Genomic DNA, 15,864 nt, shown 5'->3' on the forward strand with positions numbered 1-15,864 from the left:
GCAAAATAAACACATAAATGGGAGGAAAGACAGTTGTGAGCACCGTGAAAACAGATGCCGTAATATTAAGCAAGATTAAAGATAGACAATGGAATTCCATAATAGATTGGTTTGAAAGCCGAAAAGCTTCATTTTACAGACTTGGCAGGACCTATTTGACAAGCGGGCAGGGAATGGAAGAGGTGTTTTATCAAACGATTATTAACGTGCACGATGATATTCATCAGCTAAAGGAGGATGAATACTTTGAAGCATGGGTGACCTCTTTGTTTGCTGCCAATTGCAAGAGAATTTTCAATAAAGGGTACTCAGAAAAAAAAGATAATGAGGAGACACCCGATTTATATCATGCTTTAGAGTATCTCGAAAATAACGATAAAGAGGTAATTGCCTTAAGGTTTCTGAAGGGGCTGACACAGGATGAAGCCGCCCATGTCCTTCAGGTTTCTGGTGAAACCATAAAGTCCCGTATGAGTTCGGGCCTTCACCACCTTGTTGAAATTCTGGAAGGCGGTGAATTTCTTGGTGGCTGCAGGGAATACCGGGGAACGTTCATCAATTATCTGGAACGGACTTTACCAAGGAATGAAAAGATCTCATTGGAAATACATATACATGACTGTCCAAGCTGCCAGAAGGAGTTATCAGCTTTTCAAAATGTACTGTTAATCCTGACCGAAGATAATGAATCAATCCCTATTCCATCCGGCCTCACGAAGGATGCCGCAGCAAAAGTAAAAGAAACAGAAAGATTCAGAAATAAGAAGAAGAAGAAACGAAACAAAATCGGTCTTGGTGCAGCTGTACTCGTCATTTTCGCCATTTGTACCGGGTTTGCCACAAACGGCTTCACGAGCATTTATTATTCCTGGATAGGCTGGACGCAGCAGGAAGATGAGGAACTGATCGGTTACCTGAAATCAGGTTTGGGTGAACCTTTGGATCTGGAAGACACGAATGGTGGAATAAAGGTGAAAATCAGGACAGCAGTAGCAGATGATGTTCAGACACTCATCTATTATGAAATTGAAGATTTGAATGAAGACAACCGGTACATTATGGGCTTGCATGAAGGAGTTGCAATTGAGGAAGAATACAAGGTTTTGAATCAGGAGCGACACCCAAGGTATTTCCCGCCTGGTGCCGCCCAATCTGAAGAAGATATAGAAGAAAAGAATATCTTCAAAGGCAAACTCAGCCTGCCTCCAATAAGGGAAGACAGCGCGACTCTTAAAATGAATGTCGCCCGCCTGATGAAATTGGTGGAACAGCCTGAGGACGTGTCTGCAGGGGCAGGATTCAATGAAATTGAATTCAAAGAAGGCGACTGGAGCTTCGAGATACCTGTTACAAAGCATCCTTCCATCGTCCACGAACTGGACCAGGAAACGGAGATAGAGGGGGTACCTGTTAAATTTGAAACATTGACCCTGGCTCCGACAGCAACGATGCTTGAATTCAGCTATAAGAATTTTGTGAGCGACCAGTCTAAACGGATAGAATTTGTTAACTTTGAAAGCATTGAGACAAAGAAAAGGAAAGCAGCCGCAGACTTATACGGGGGCACCTCGTTTTCAAGTTCATCTGATGGCTGGAATACAATGGAGACAAGCTTTGAAACTGTGTATTTTGAAAAACCAAAAGAATTGGCTTTGCATTTTGGGGCCATCCAATTGTTTGTAGAAGACCAAAAAGAAGTGGATATTGATCTTACCAAAGGCTTTCCGCAAGCATTTGAATATGCAGGAAGCGAAATCTCTATTGACCGGGTGACCATCGGGGATCCTACCAAGGTAGAAATTACTACTGAATATACAAAAGGCAGGGCCTATGAAAATCTTCACATGCAAGTCATTACGGACAGTGACTATGAGATGCATTCCATAGGAGGCATGGGTGATGGCGTCGTGGTTGATAGAGAGGGGAAAGAATATAAGATGGGGGAATACCCTCATCAGTTTGATATGAATGATCAGCCCCGCTATTTTCAAACCAAGGAAAATTTTGAGCTAGTTAATGATTACTCTGATGAAGAAGTCATTCCTAAAGGCGTGAAGATCCACGGATACAATACCACTGTTTATAGTGATGAGGTTGTAGAGCTGGTGGTGGATTGATAGTTTAATATAAAAAAGCAGGATTCAAGTTTTTCGTAACGGGTTTGGACTTCGAATACAAAAAACTAAATTAGCACACCAATTAGCAGTCCAATTCGCAACTGAATTAGACTGCTTCTTTTTGTTGATATATATAAGGGTTAATAATATGAAGGCTAAATCCTCCCTGAATTTCGACCCCCTTTTTACATGGTGTCATAGGTTTTTGTCAACATGAAAATACGCATGCTAATCGTTATGCCAATTGATGTGTTACAAACTTGCAGGGGGGTGTTGATTTTGAGTGGCAGATAATTGAAGGGGATATTTTTTTTAAAATTTCTAAGTAACCTCTGATTATATAAATAAGGGTAGTTTTTCCCGTTATTCTGCAAAATCGAGGAAAATTTTGAGGAAATAAGGGGAATTTTTCCCCTTAAGGTAAAGTCAAATGGTCCCTTTTTATGCTTTTGGAGCAAATAGGGGGAATTCTTCCCTCTATTTACTCTATTCTTCGAGCTGTTTCCTCAATAAGGGGAATTTCTCCTCTTATTTTACGGGGATACTTGAATAATCAGAAATCACTAACCAGTACTTATCTGGGGATAAAAAATGCTTCAGCATATTTCTCCAAGCCCCAAGCATATTTCTACCGATTTTCTTGCCAAATTGCTTTTTAATTTTAGTTAGAAATACTATACAAAAAGCAATTTTAATTCATATTTTGTATTTTACAACAGAACCCCTTAAGTTTTTCGAATCCTGCTTTTTTATTTCATTATATCTTTCCAAATCAAATGGCTGGCACGGTCTGTTTCAATGCTTGCCATACTCTTCGGAATATCATATCCCATCCAAACCCCTGTCGTATAGCGGTCTGTCAAGCCGAGAACCCAATAGTCGTTATAATTATTGGTCGTACCTGTTTTTACGCCGGCATAGGGAGCGTTCACTTTGGCCCATTTTCCGGTTCCGTTTTGGATCGAACTGGAGAGCATGTCCCTGATTTTTTTAGTCGTTTCCGGTGACCATACTGTTTCTTGAGGATGCTGCCATTGATATAGAATATTCCCTTTGTGATCAGTCACCTTTGAAATCGCATGTGCCTGCTTATAGGTTCCGTCAATGAAAGAAGTATACGCATCGGTCATCTCAAGAGGAGACATCCCATAGGTGAAGCCGCCAATCGAAGCGGCATACGTATAATCCTTTTCTTGAATGTTTTCAAACGAGAATTTGGACAGCTTGTCAAAAGCATTCGCTATTCCCACTTTTTCAAACAGACGGAGAGCCGGGGTATTGTAGGACTGAGAAAAAGCGGTATTGATTGAAACAATGCCGTACTGTCTGCCGCCATAGTTGATCGGGCAGTAGTTGCCGATACAATAATTATCGGCACTGACTCTGTCGCTTATTGACGCTTGGAACTGCTCAATGTAAGGACCGTAAACCAGAAGCGGTTTGATGGCAGAGCCCGGCTGCCTGAATGCCTGGTAAGCGTGGTGGAAATTGTATTTCTTATATTGTTTTCCGCCGACCATAGCGACAATCCGGCGGGACTTGTTGTCAATCGTGATGCTTGCGCCTTCAATGTCTTTGTAAGTCAGCCTTCGTTGAAAGGCTTTAATGCTTTTTTCCTGCATGTCCCGGTCAAGGGATGTGTGAATGATGATGCCTGAGTTGATGACTTCAGCGATACGCTTGTCAAAATCAGCATAAATCTTTTGTTTTTCTTCCTCATTCTGAGTGCCTTCAAGCCTTTTAAGGTAGCCTTCCTTTTCAGCAACGAGCTCTCTTAATTCAGACTCTGCATACACTGCGTAATCAGGATAGTTATCAAGTTTCTTGCGGATGTTCAGCGATATCGGAACTTTTTTCATCTGGGCGGCTTCCTGCTCAGACAGCTTTCCTGTCTGCTGCATAATATCGATCAGCCTTTCCTGCCTGATTTTCGTTTGTTCGAAACCTGTGACAGGGTCATACTTTTTCGGGTTATTCGGAATCGCCGTGATGAAGGTGAGCTCAGCTTTATTCAGCTCTCCAAGGCTTTTTTGGAAATAATACTGTGAAGCCGTTTCAATTCCATACACCCCATTGCTGAAGTAGATGACATTCAAATACAGTTCCATAATTTCATCCTTGCTCAGTGACTTCTCGATTTCATGGGCATAAAAAAGTTCAGTCAGCTTGCGGTTATACGTTTTTTCCTGGCCGAGATAGAGGTTCCTCGCCAGCTGCTGCGTAATGGTACTTCCACCCTGCTGGATATGAGTGAAAACAAGGTTTTTAACGAGAGCCCTTATGATTGCTCCTGCATCGAATCCGACATGTTCGTAGAAGTGCTGATCTTCTGACGCCACCAGGACTTCTTTGACATAGTCAGGTATTTCTTGATCTGATACATAGAGACGGAAGGGCCTGTTCATTTCGGAAAAAACATTGCCTTCCTTGTCCGTCAGCAGGCTTGTTTTGGTGATGTTAAATTGATCTTCCCCAACGGCTTCTTCCAAGGCGTTATGAAAACCTTGTACTTTATGAACTTCATCGGCAGTGGAAAAAAGCACGAAAAGGAAAATAGGAATCAATGATATTACTAATATATATCCTGCAGTGGTTCTCATGATTTCAACTCATCTCTTGCTTTATCAATTAGCTTAATATGGCTCGTTAACGTAATTTTCGGAATGCCGCATACTCCACCATAATAATCCAAAAGCCGCCAAGAATAAAGCACCGGTTATATAGAAAATAGAGGAAATCCCGGCAAAGCCGGATAGAACCCCGCCGAACACAGGTCCTGCAACATTCCCGAGGAAGCGGAAGCTCTGGTTATAACCAAGTACTTCGCCCTGCATGGACAGCGGGGCTTCCTGTCTGATGTAGGCAGTGACGCTTGGAATCATTCCGCCGATTGCGATTCCAAATAAGAAACGGAAGAGCACGAGCTGCCACAGCTGTTCAGCAAGTGCCTGGGGAATGATGAAAATGCAGGCCAGCACAAGCAAGATAGATAGGACCTTTTCATAACCGACTTCATCCCCAAGCTTGCCCCATTTTCTTGTTGCAAGCAGGTTGCCGATCCCGGTTGCGGAGAACGCGAGACCGGCTAAAAAGGCAATATTGCTGGTGGAAGTCAATTCATCCACATAAAGGGCTAGAAGCGGCTGTACACTGAAGTTCGCTACCTGGATTAAAAACGAGATGATCATGACGGTAAACAGCAGCTTATGGCTCACGATATGCTTCAGAACCTGCTTGCTTGAGTAGCGAGTCCTGTTTTTGGTTTGTGATGTTTTGCGTATCTCCTTAATACCAAAAAGAACACCGGTTGCTGCCAATGCAATTGCAATGGAAGTAATGATGAATGTATAGGAAAAACCGAACGAATCAGCCATTATTCCGCCCAGAACAGGTCCGAACAATCCACCTGATACTGTTCCCATCTGCAGTGTTCCGAGTGTTCTTCCGGCGATTTCTTTTGGGGTCTGAGCTGAAATCAGGGCAAGGGAGGTAGGGATGAATCCTGTAACGGCACCCATGGCCATCCTCAGTAAAAATAAACCAATAACGGAGTCGACAAACCCCATCATGAAAATGGATAGGGATATACCGTAGCCGGTCACTAACAGGATCGGCTTGAAACCGAAGCGGTCCCCGATTCTGCCCCATAAAGGTGAAAAGAAGAACGCAACCAGAAAGGTAATGCCAAAGACATAACCGGACCAGCGCTGCACAAATGCACTGTCATACTGGCCGAAAGTCTCTAAATATAAAGACAGAAAGGGCAAGACCATTGTCGCGCTGGCGGCTACCAGAAGGTTTGCAAACCACATGATCGTCAAATTTCTTTTTTCTATAGAGATAAATAACACCTTCTTATTCTGAATGAAATATATTTCGGTTTACTAAATATTAATTTTATAAAACAATTGCCTGTATCCGCAACCGTTAATTCTTCAAGCTGGTAAAAACGGCTGCGATTCGCCCGAAACGGGTCGTAACAGTCACCTGTCAGATACCCGAATCAAGAGATGGCCAACCATCTTACCTTTTAATCCCAAAAAAAAATAAATTGTCATAATTTTTAGTTCATTCGTGATATAATAAATAGAATAAAGACGTATAGGATTTTTTGACGGGGAGCCTTAGTATAATGGAGTTTGTAAGAATGTTGGGAGGGGATTCAGATGAAAGGCCAACAACTGATCATTATTGATTTTGAATTTTCCATGCCGGAAAGGCACCAGAACCCGAGAGGCTTTTATCCTGAAATCATTGAAACAGGATTGGTCGCCGTTCACAACGGGAAAGTGACAGAAAAGTTTTCTTCCTATGTTAAGCCGTCAGCCTTTCCAGTGCTGACCAAGCGCTGTAAACAGTTTTTGTCGATATCCCAGTCGGATGTGGATAACGGTATACCGTTTCAGTCATTGATCCACTACTTGAGTGAGTTGAACAGAAGAGGGAAGAACAAAATCATTACATGGGGCAATATGGATATGAAGGTCCTGCGCAATAACTGCCATAAGGCGGGGATTGAGTTTCCATTTGCAGGGGATTTCATTGATTTATCGATGGAATACAAACGATTCTTTGGAGACCAGAACCAGACAGGATTGTGGAAAGCTGTACAGGAGTATGGGCGAGACGGTGTTGGGAAGCATCATAAGGCACTCGATGATGCGCTGACAACCTACCATATTTATAAACTTGTAGAAAAGGATAAAAAATACCTCGAGAAAGCGGAGCCGACGACGATCGGTGACCGGATCGACCTTTCCAAGCTTTTTAATCAGATGGCATGAAAAACCCAAATCTTTAAATGATTTGGGTTTTGTTGTTGGTATGGAATTTTAGTCAAATTTAATGGAATACATCAGCTCATATTCCCGTTTTACACTATCCAGCGTTTCCAGGCTTTTAACAGCAAAATCTGAGTCTTCTTCCTTCAGCTGTGCTTTTAATTCGTTAAAGGCAGTAATCAGTGACTCATTATACTCAGGCAGATCTCCTTCATAGGGCTTAACCATCTTTTCCGGTATATTGGCCCTCTCCCGGAAGGCAAGTGCCTTTCTTTCGTGAAAAAGAGCGACATCGACATCTTTAGGATTATGAAGGTCACCCTGGCGCGGATGCTTCAATACTGCAAGGACCTTTACGACATAAACACCTGGGCGTGAATCTGTTACTTCACCTATATATTTCCCTGTTTTATAAAGTGCGGTTACGATTTCACCGTTTTTGAATTCTGCCATTTTATTTCCCCCTGTTCTTTTTTAAACTTCCCACTATTCAAAACTAGTAAAAAAGAGTGTTGCTATTTAAAGTGTCTATCATCTATTATACATACAAAGACGACTATAAAAAAATGGAGGAATGGCAGTGAAGAAATACATGGGATATTTAGCTGCGGCCCTGCTGGTACTAGTATTGGCAGCATGCGGAACAGCTGGCGAAGAACAGAGCCAGAATGAAGGGCAAAATCAGGCAGAAGAAAATTCTCAAGGTGCAGAAACACCGGATACAGCAGAAGCAGCAGACGATAGCGGCATAACTTATCCGCAGTTAACGGATGAAATACAAGAGAATGAGAAAGCGGTTAAGATGGTCACCAATATGGGGGATATCACAATCAAATTATTCCCTGAACAAGCCCCTAAGGCAGTAGAAAACTTTATGACACATAGCAAGGACGGCTACTACGATGGCGTAACATTCCACAGGGTCATCAACGATTTCATGATCCAAGGCGGAGACCCGGAAGGCAGCGGCGCTGGCGGGGAAAGCATCTGGGGAGAATCTTTTGAGGATGAATTTTCAAAAGAACTGTTGAACATCCGTGGAGCGCTTTCGATGGCAAACGCAGGTCCTGGTACGAATGGAAGCCAGTTCTTCATTGTCCAAAACTCAGGTATCGCACCGGAGTTAGAGCAGCAGATGGTGCAGGCCGGATTCGGTAAAAGAGCGATCGAAATGTATATGGAGCGCGGAGGAACACCTCATCTTGATAACAAACACACTGTATTCGGACAAGTCATTGAAGGCATGGATGTAGTTGATGAAATTGCTTCAGTCGAAACTGGAGCAAATGACAAGCCGGCAGAAGACGTTGTAATCGAAAAAATTGAGATTGTAAAAGAATAATTATCGTTTTAGGGCAGCTGATCCGGATGAAGGAACAGCTGCTTTTTGTTTTAATTTTAGACATGGTTTTAGGCGTCTGCTATTGATATAATAGCTACAGTTTGAAAGTTCGAAAGGAGATCATTATGCTTGATGCATTTATTTTAAATCTGTTTTTATATTTCCCTGAAGACAAAACAGAATATATTCCTGCAGCCTTCTGGATGATTCTATTTGGTACGGCAGCTGTCCTTACCTTCCGCTGGATCATGAAGGTTTCCAAAAGAGAAGAAGAGAAAACAAAGCAGGCAGAAGAAGAAGCGAGAAGAGCAGCTGAGGAAGATCAGCGCAAATAGAATTGCAATATGCGGCTGATAGGCTCTTATGACGATTGATAGACGCCAAAGGCTTATCTTTTATCCTATGAAGAGCGATTGCTTTACAACATCTGTTCTCGAAAACCCATTTGCAGATTTCGGCCATAAGAATATTTTTTTCCAACAAAGGCAACAATGGAAGAGACCATTTTGTTGTTGGAGGAGATATCATGCGTTCTAAGTTAGTGACAGGACTTCTGGCGTCCGCAATGCTGCTGCAAGGCTGTGCACTTCAAAACCCAAAGAAAACGGAAGTCGATATAAAAAATCCTGTCGGAGATTCCTTAGGGACGATCACCATGCAGGAAGTGACGGCCGGAGTGGAGTTGGATATTGACCTGGAAGGACTGCCGCCTGGTGACCATGCAATCCATATCCATGAGAAAGGAAAGTGTGAACCACCTGACTTTGAATCGGCGGGGAACCACTTCAATCCTGAAGATAAAGAACATGGGCTGCTGCACCCTGAAGGCGCTCATGCAGGAGACCTGCCCAACTTGATTGTAAAAGACGATGGTACGTTCAAAGGAAAAGTAATGGCCCCTCTTGTGACGCTTACCAAGGGAAGGACATCGCTTTTCACGAAAGAAGGAACATCTGTCGTCATACATGAAGGCAAGGATGACGGAATGTCCCAGCCGGCTGGTGATGCTGGAAAAAGAATTGCCTGCGGAGAAATCACGAATAAAAAGAAGAAAGAATAGAAGCTGATGACCGATGGTCGTCGGCTTCTATTCTTTCCTCTAAGTAAGTGCCGTCTTCAATCTCGACAGCCCATCCATGAGCGTCTCCCTCGAACAAGCGACATTCATCCTTACGAATCCTTCCCCTCCCTGGCCAAATTTACTGCCTGGCTCAAGGGCCAGTTTTCCTTTGTTTAATAAAAGGCTGGTAAGCTCCTCTTCTGATTTCCCCAGCTTTCTGCAGTCGATCCAAATCAGGTAGGTAGCCTGGGGGTCCATAACTGTCAGCTCCGGAAGTTCCTTTTCAACGAATGATTGAACCTCGTTTATATTATCAGAGAGATAGTTCAGCAGGCTGTCCAGCCAGTTTGCTCCATGGGAGTAGGCGGCTGCCATGCCGATTACTCCAAAGGTATTAAGTGTGAAGATTCCTTGCTTTTGATGTTCTTCGGATATTATTTCACGAAGCTTCCGGTTGGGTATGATCATTGCAGAAGCCTGCAAGCCGGCAATGTTAAATGTTTTGCTGGGAGCTGTAAGCGTCAGCACAAAGTCTTCATATTCTTCCTTTATGGAGGCGACCGGGATATGTTCGTTAGGTTTATGGACGAGATCGGCATGTATCTCGTCAGAAACGATAAGGACTTCATATTTTTGACAAAGGTCTGCGATTCTTGTTAATTCTTCTTTGGTCCAGACCCGCCCGCCGGGATTATGCGGACTGCAGAGCAGGAACAGTTTCACGCCTTGCTTTAATGTTTCCTCAAAGGCTGCAAAATCAATTTGATACTGTGCGTTCGCTAATTCAAGAGGACAGTTTTTAACGGTGCGCTCATTTTTCTCAGCAATACTGAAGAAAGGTGTGTAAACGGGGGATTGGACAAGGATATTGTCTCCTTTTTCCGTCAATGCCCGAATCATTGTTGCAATGGCGGGTACCACACCAGAGCTGTATAGAAGCCAGCTTTCTTTGATTTCCCATCCGTGGCGGTCTTTCAGCCAGCCGCTGACAGACTTCGATAAAGAGTCACCGGTAAAGGTATAACCGAATATCCCATGTTTCAAGCGCTCCTCTAATGATTCAATGACTTCATGGGGAGGCGGGAAGTCCATATCGGCCACCCACATGGGCAGGACATCGTCACGACCGAAAACGGTTTTTGTCAGGTCCCACTTTACTGAAGAAGTTCCTTTGCGGTTGGGAGAAAGGTCAAAATGATGCATTAGTGTCACATCCTTCTAGAGAATTAATAATTTCAAAAACAGTCTGTTTGATAATATGTTAAAAGATGATGGCTGAAGAATAAAAATATATGCTTAAAGACTGCGGAGAAAAAGTAATTGACTAAAAAAAGGATGTTCAGTCGAAAGGAATTGGTGATTTCTTTCGGGGAACATCCTTTTTCTATCTCAGGTAACCGGAAGTGAATTGGAAATTGTATTCTGGCTTTTGGGTTCAACCTTTTGTTCTTCGAAACCCTGTTCAGCAAAAGAATGGATGTAATCATAGACATCCTGCGGCCTTTCTTCCGGTACAAGGTGGCCTGTTTTTTCCAGAACAAGCAGTTTGGAATTTGGCAAATCTTTATTCAGCCTCTTTCCGACGTGAAGGGGGACGACTCTGTCATGCTTGCCCCAGATGAGGAGACAGGGTGTTTCGATTTTATTTAAATCCTGGACACTTAAATCCCCTTCCCGATGGCGGATCATTCTCGTAAGTGCCCGAAAAATGTCATCGTCCAAAAAAGGCTTCAAATATCCAAACATCATCTCATCATTGATCATTTTCGAATCATGAACGACATTTTCAAGGTTCTGCCTGACGCCGGACTTGGAGAGCCAGAGTTTTACATACAGATGGAAAAATGGGATATAACTTAACATCGTTAGCGGCCAGTTCATCTTTTTCAGGTAGCCTGAACTGCAAAGGAGAATTCCTTTTTCCACTAATGAGGGCTTTTGTTTCATGACATTGAGAGCGATTTGCCCTCCCATTGAATGGCCGATGAGGTGAACATTCTGAATGCCGAGCTCTTCCAATAGGGTGATAACGGTTTTGGCAAGGTTTTCGTAAGAATAGATGAAGTTCGTATTTTTTCCGCTTTGTCCGAAGGGAGGCAGATCAACCGAAATGACATTGTATTGTTCTTTCAACAAGGGGGTTAAGTGACGAAAGCTGAAGGTAGATGATAGAAAGCCGTGAAGAAGCACAAACGTTTCCCGGGCAGACGGGTGTCGGTGGTGTTCGTAAAATACCTCTGCTCCATTAATTGTTGCCTTGTAAGTAATATCGTTCATTTTGTTCTCACTCCTGATTAGGTACGTAGTTGTATTTTACCCTGCCTGAGTAAAAAAACACCAATTCATCTAAATATGTTGGAGTGAGTTTTGAATGTGATAAAGTGGGCTTGGGGAGTTGTAGGGGGATAGAGTTTATCGACGGAATAGCCAGTTTTATCGGCGGAAACAGGTTATTTATCGACGCTTTTTGGAATTTTATCGGCGCAATAGCCAACTTTATCGGCGAAAAACAGGATTTATCGACCAAGCGGCAAAATTCGACGATTCCGCAGCAAAAAAAATAGGACGATAATTGAATATCGTCCACAATGAAAACAAAAGGGGGAATACTTAGAAAGCTTAGTACAAGCATAGCCCTTACTTTTGGATTTTATACACTTATTTGAGAAAAAACTATTCTACAGAAGAACCGTATTTAATTTCATAAAGCATCTGCATTACTCTTAGAAAGTCTTCTTCAGAAAACTCTTTCGCTTTTCTTAAAATCAGCTTTGCTTTCTTCGTTCCGATTTCACTGATCAGCTGTTCGATTTCCTGGTCGATTCCCTGAGAATGATTTTCCATCAGTTCCTTCTCCAGCATTTCTGAAGCAGGGACATCAAGTACAGTAGACAGCTTCAAAATCGTTTGTGTATCGGGAATTTGAGTTCCGCTTTCATACTTTTCAATTGTTTTCTTTCCGAGACGCGCCCGCATGGCTAATTCCTCTTGGCTGATATTTCGCTCTTCGCGCAATAACTTTAAATTCTGACCAAAATGAGACATATGAATCCCTCCATCAAATTAACCTTTATACCATTATAATACCATGTACACAAATTAAGACATCAAATCCATGAACAAAATGTGAGGAAATGATCCGGTCTCGCTTTAACGCTTCACCGTGCTAAGGGGGACAGTCCCTTTTAGTGCGTCAGCGCGTTAATCCGCCATAAGGGACTGTCCCTCTTTGTGCTTTAAAGTGTTAAAGGATTTCCAGTGAGTTCAGAAATACAATGACGATGGCGACAGGCACGATGAAACGGATCAGGAAGTACCAGCTTTCGAAAAAGAGACCTGAGACTGCAGACCCTTTTTGCAATTCCTCCCTGACGGCTGATTTCTTCAAGGCGTAGGCAGTAAATAAACTGATCAGCAGCGCGCCGGCAGGAAGCCCGATGTTGCTTGCGATAAAGTCGGCAAAGTCAAAGAACGACTTGCCGATTATGGTAAAGTCCGTTAACACTCCGAATGACAAAGCGCTTGGAATCCCGACAACAAAAACCAGGATGCCTGCAAACCAGGAATATTTACCGCGTTTCCGTTCATCCCCTTTTTCCATGACAGCTACAATGATCTCGAGGATCGAAAACGCCGAGGTCAACGTAGCAAACAACAGCAGGATGAGAAAAATCGTCAGAAACAGCCCTCCAAAGGCAAGCTCGTTAAATACAGCAGGAATCACAACGAACACCAGTCCGGGACCGGCATCAGGCTGGAATCCGAGTGCAAATACCGATGGGAAAATGACGAGGCCAGCCAATAACGAGATGAATATATTCAGTCCCGCTACACTGAAAGCCGAGTAAGGGATATTTTCTGATTTGGGAAGATAAGAAGCATAGGTGACCATGACCGATACACCAACGCTCAAAGCGAAAAAGGCTTGTCCCAATGCAAGAAGCGCTGTTTCAGCGGTCAGATATCTCCAGTCAGGCTGCAGCAGGAAACGTACTCCCTCCAAAGCTCCTTCAAGAGTGAGTGAACGAATAACCAATATAAGGAAAAGAACGAATAAAGCAGGCATCATCAACTTGCTTGCCCGTTCAATCCCCGCTTTAATGCCGCCTTTCACGACCATGATCGTCATCACCATAAAAACAAACTGGGCACCTAAGACTTCCCAAGGGTTGCTGATGATGCTTTCAAATAACCCTCCGTATTCTTCTTGTGTCCTTCCGGTCAGCACGCCTGAAAAACTGCGGACCAAATAAGAAAGAATCCATCCTCCAACCACACTGTAAAATGATAAAATAACCAAAGAGATGAATGTGCCGAGATATCCGACAATCGGCCAAAGGGAAGACGGTGCCAGAACCCGGTATGATGTGACTGCGTCTCCACCGCCCCTTCTGCCTATAACAAATTCAGCAAGCAGGATAGGAGTTCCAATTAATAATGTAAAGATAATGAAAAGCAAAAAGAAGACTCCGCCTCCATTCGTTCCTGCCATATAAGGGAATTTCCATATTGCCCCCAGCCCGATTGCAGAACCGGCAGCCGCGAGAATAAATCCAATTTTGGAAGACCATTGGTCACCTTTTCCCATACTAATTCTCTCCCTTCTCAAGATGATTTCACCATCTTACTATGAATCCCGGCCGGTGTGTATAGTAAATTAAAAATTATCAGATAAATTTTTAAAAATAATCATTTAGTCTGAAACAAAATATGTATACGGTGAGTTACATTAGTACTTACACAGGTAAAGGAGGACCGATCGTGGAAAATGATTATTTTATTGAAGAGGCGCAGAAAGGAAATCTTTCCGCCTACGCTGAGCTGGTCAAAAAATATTCGCCTGTAGTGGAAAGGTTTGCGTTTCAAATGGGCGCTTCAAGCGGAGACATTCAGGATATATCGCAAGAAGTTTTTATAAGGGTGTACAGGTTTCTGCACCAGTTTTCCCATTCTAAGTTCACTACCTGGCTCTATAAAATAACCCTGAATGTCACCAGGGACTTTGCCAGAAGGGAGAGCAGCCAGCTTCGGAAATCGGAGATGCTTGCCAGCCATACTTTATCAGAGGCAATGCTTCCTGAAGAAGCCTTCTTCAGGGAAGAAGAGGACCGCGTTTTGCATGAGTGCATTCAAAAACTCGATGAAAAGTATCGCATTCCAATTATTTTATATTACTTTCATGAAAAGAAATATGAAGACATCCAAGAAATCCTTTCCCTTAATCTCTCAACAGTTAAAACAAGACTCTTGCGAGGGAAAAGCCAGCTGAAAAAAGCCATCATGAAAGCTGAAAAAGAGGAGGGGAAAAACCATGGATGATAAAATGCTGAAAAAGCGAATGGAGCTTTTAAATAAAAATTATGAGAAACTGCCCAACAAAACGGATGCTTCTGCTGTCATCAAAGCCATCGAGAATGAAAAAAAGCCGCCAAAACCAAAGCGCCCGATAGTGCACTGGCCTTATGCTGCCAGCTTCATCGGTGTATTGCTGATCGCTTCTGTGCTTGTATTGCAGTTTGTCGGAGGAGATGGCAATCCAGCACCAAATGGAGAGAACAATCAAGCTGAAATGACAGAGAAAGAACCGGCGGCTGCAGCAGGTGAAATCAAGAGCCATTATAACGTCCGCACCGCCCAGGCTGCCGGGAGTCTTGGGGTGAGCAAGGCGGTTTTTGCTGAAACACCAATGGCAAAAGAGGCAGAAGAATATGTATCCTATGTCCTTCGATTGATCGAGGAGGATAAAACGAAGGTGAGTACGGAACGGCAAAAAGACATAGAAGAAAATCTCAATGACATACTGATGACCCCACAGCAGATGGTGAACGGTTTGACAGGGAAGCAGCTGGCTGGAGAAGAAGCCGAAGCCTGGGTCATGAAATATACAGAGACACACGATAACCTCCTGCCTGTTTATAATACGGAAATGGAGAACTATCAAGGTGAGTGGAAGGAAGATATTGTCAATGGTGAGTTGGACGGACGCGACATCCTTTTGGAAAGGGAAAAGGAGTATTCAGAGGAACTGATTACGCTGGTCGAAGGGGCAACCGCCAATGGCATTTCGCTGGCTTATTCTCAGACAGCGGATCAATTTCAAGCGGCCTCTGATATGCAGTACCTATCGATGATGCTTTCTTCTTCTGAACTGCCTGAGGCTTATATGGATGTTCTCAGATTGGAAAGCTATCCTGCGGTTCTCCATGGCGGAATCATCACAACCAATTGGGTGAGAGCAGGGGGAGACCTGCTATTGTATGAAAGAGCGATTGAAAACCTTCCACTTGACTCGGAATTCAGGGAGCAGTTCCTATTGGAATACACCACCCTTTTTACAGCCTTTGTAAAAGGCTCTTCATCTCAGTCGATTTTTAACGAAGAAGGGATCCTCAAGCCTGAAATAAAGGAAGCGTTCGAGAATTTAATGAAAAAACACCCGGAAACTAAAACAGCTGAGAGAGTGGGACTCTATTTTGAGAAGCTGAAAGAGCATGAATTTGCCAAGCCTGAGGACTGGGAACAATTCAACCTCAAATTGGAAATGTAACGTCTTGTAAAATTCTG

Annotated in this window: 14 protein-coding genes; 7 read left to right on the forward strand and 7 right to left on the reverse strand. The window is 43.2% G+C overall.

The window, feature by feature from the left end; all coding sequences use genetic code 11:
* Positions 1-35: 35 nt before the first annotated feature.
* The gene (locus M1E09_RS03520) at positions 36-2,117 is read left to right on the forward strand and encodes a DUF4179 domain-containing protein (RefSeq protein WP_456273505.1); all 2,082 of its coding nucleotides are present in this window, start codon (positions 36-38) and stop codon (positions 2,115-2,117) included.
* Positions 2,118-2,866: 749 nt separating this feature from the next.
* On the opposite strand, the gene M1E09_RS03525 is transcribed toward M1E09_RS03520, so the two are convergent.
* Both M1E09_RS03525 and M1E09_RS03530 read right to left on the reverse strand, forming a co-directional pair.
* Positions 2,867-4,717, reverse strand: coding sequence for a transglycosylase domain-containing protein (locus M1E09_RS03525; RefSeq protein WP_456273506.1), 1,851 nt, complete (start codon positions 4,715-4,717; stop codon positions 2,867-2,869).
* Between the two features lie 33 nt (positions 4,718-4,750).
* The gene (locus tag M1E09_RS03530) at positions 4,751-5,959 is read right to left on the reverse strand and encodes an MFS transporter (RefSeq protein WP_456274891.1); all 1,209 of its coding nucleotides are present in this window, start codon (positions 5,957-5,959) and stop codon (positions 4,751-4,753) included.
* A gap of 324 nt (positions 5,960-6,283) precedes the next feature.
* Here M1E09_RS03530 and kapD point away from each other — a divergent pair, with 324 nt between their 5' ends.
* The gene (gene kapD, locus M1E09_RS03535) at positions 6,284-6,901 is read left to right on the forward strand and encodes a 3'-5' exonuclease KapD (protein ID WP_456273507.1); all 618 of its coding nucleotides are present in this window, start codon (positions 6,284-6,286) and stop codon (positions 6,899-6,901) included.
* 48 nt (positions 6,902-6,949) lie between these two features.
* Here kapD and M1E09_RS03540 read toward each other — a convergent pair whose 3' ends face one another.
* Positions 6,950-7,351, reverse strand: coding sequence for a kinase-associated lipoprotein B (locus M1E09_RS03540; RefSeq protein WP_456273508.1), 402 nt, complete (start codon positions 7,349-7,351; stop codon positions 6,950-6,952).
* Positions 7,352-7,472: 121 nt separating this feature from the next.
* Here M1E09_RS03540 and M1E09_RS03545 point away from each other — a divergent pair, with 121 nt between their 5' ends.
* The 3 genes from M1E09_RS03545 (at position 7,473) to M1E09_RS03555 (ending at position 9,300) form a co-directional block, all read left to right on the forward strand.
* A complete protein-coding gene (locus tag M1E09_RS03545) occupies positions 7,473-8,240 on the forward strand; it encodes a peptidylprolyl isomerase (protein ID WP_456273509.1) in 768 nt (255 codons plus the stop codon).
* 125 nt (positions 8,241-8,365) lie between these two features.
* Positions 8,366-8,575 (forward strand): hypothetical protein, encoded by a 210-nt coding sequence (locus M1E09_RS03550; RefSeq protein WP_456273510.1) that lies wholly within the window; start codon positions 8,366-8,368, stop codon positions 8,573-8,575.
* Positions 8,576-8,766: 191 nt separating this feature from the next.
* Positions 8,767-9,300 carry a superoxide dismutase family protein gene (locus tag M1E09_RS03555; protein WP_456273511.1) on the forward strand — a complete coding sequence of 178 codons (534 nt, stop codon included), beginning with the start codon at positions 8,767-8,769 and terminating at the stop codon, positions 9,298-9,300.
* 39 nt (positions 9,301-9,339) lie between these two features.
* Here M1E09_RS03555 and M1E09_RS03560 read toward each other — a convergent pair whose 3' ends face one another.
* From M1E09_RS03560 to M1E09_RS03575, 4 genes are all read right to left on the reverse strand, one after another.
* Positions 9,340-10,503, reverse strand: a complete 1,164-nt coding sequence (locus M1E09_RS03560) for a MalY/PatB family protein (protein ID WP_456273512.1) — start codon at positions 10,501-10,503, stop codon at positions 9,340-9,342.
* Positions 10,504-10,689: 186 nt separating this feature from the next.
* Entirely contained in the window at positions 10,690-11,577 is an 888-nt protein-coding gene (locus tag M1E09_RS03565) for an alpha/beta fold hydrolase (RefSeq protein WP_456273513.1), read from the reverse strand.
* Positions 11,578-11,973: 396 nt separating this feature from the next.
* Positions 11,974-12,345: a helix-turn-helix domain-containing protein gene (locus tag M1E09_RS03570; RefSeq protein WP_456273514.1), complete on the reverse strand. Its 372-nt coding sequence runs from the start codon at positions 12,343-12,345 to the stop codon at positions 11,974-11,976.
* Positions 12,346-12,544: 199 nt separating this feature from the next.
* Positions 12,545-13,894 carry a sodium-dependent transporter gene (locus M1E09_RS03575; protein ID WP_456274892.1) on the reverse strand — a complete coding sequence of 450 codons (1,350 nt, stop codon included), beginning with the start codon at positions 13,892-13,894 and terminating at the stop codon, positions 12,545-12,547.
* A gap of 167 nt (positions 13,895-14,061) precedes the next feature.
* On the opposite strand from M1E09_RS03575, the gene M1E09_RS03580 reads away from it, so the two are divergent.
* Together M1E09_RS03580 and M1E09_RS03585 are read left to right on the forward strand one after the other, a co-directional pair.
* Positions 14,062-14,619 (forward strand): RNA polymerase sigma factor, encoded by a 558-nt coding sequence (locus tag M1E09_RS03580; RefSeq protein WP_456273515.1) that lies wholly within the window; start codon positions 14,062-14,064, stop codon positions 14,617-14,619.
* A complete protein-coding gene (locus M1E09_RS03585; RefSeq protein WP_456273516.1) occupies positions 14,612-15,847 on the forward strand; it encodes a hypothetical protein in 1,236 nt (411 codons plus the stop codon). Before M1E09_RS03580 ends, M1E09_RS03585 begins: the two co-directional genes overlap by 8 nt.
* The last annotated feature ends 17 nt before the right edge of the window (positions 15,848-15,864 follow it).

Source organism: Bacillus sp. AK031, from assembly GCF_053903065.1.

What these genes read in the sequence shown, in the direction of transcription:
- M1E09_RS03555 (WP_456273511.1), top strand. Translation starts at nt 8,767, where the DNA reads ATGCGTTCTAAGTTAGTGACAGGACTTCTGGCGTCCGCAATGCTGCTG.
- M1E09_RS03570 (WP_456273514.1), bottom strand. Translation starts at nt 12,345, where the DNA reads ATGTCTCATTTTGGTCAGAATTTAAAGTTATTGCGCGAAGAGCGAAAT.
- M1E09_RS03525 (WP_456273506.1), bottom strand. Translation starts at nt 4,717, where the DNA reads ATGAGAACCACTGCAGGATATATATTAGTAATATCATTGATTCCTATT.
- M1E09_RS03585 (WP_456273516.1), top strand. Translation starts at nt 14,612, where the DNA reads ATGGATGATAAAATGCTGAAAAAGCGAATGGAGCTTTTAAATAAAAAT.
- M1E09_RS03540 (WP_456273508.1), bottom strand. Translation starts at nt 7,351, where the DNA reads ATGGCAGAATTCAAAAACGGTGAAATCGTAACCGCACTTTATAAAACA.
- M1E09_RS03560 (WP_456273512.1), bottom strand. Translation starts at nt 10,503, where the DNA reads ATGCATCATTTTGACCTTTCTCCCAACCGCAAAGGAACTTCTTCAGTA.
- kapD (WP_456273507.1), top strand. Translation starts at nt 6,284, where the DNA reads ATGAAAGGCCAACAACTGATCATTATTGATTTTGAATTTTCCATGCCG.
- M1E09_RS03565 (WP_456273513.1), bottom strand. Translation starts at nt 11,577, where the DNA reads ATGAACGATATTACTTACAAGGCAACAATTAATGGAGCAGAGGTATTT.
- M1E09_RS03550 (WP_456273510.1), top strand. Translation starts at nt 8,366, where the DNA reads ATGCTTGATGCATTTATTTTAAATCTGTTTTTATATTTCCCTGAAGAC.
- M1E09_RS03545 (WP_456273509.1), top strand. Translation starts at nt 7,473, where the DNA reads ATGGCAGTGAAGAAATACATGGGATATTTAGCTGCGGCCCTGCTGGTA.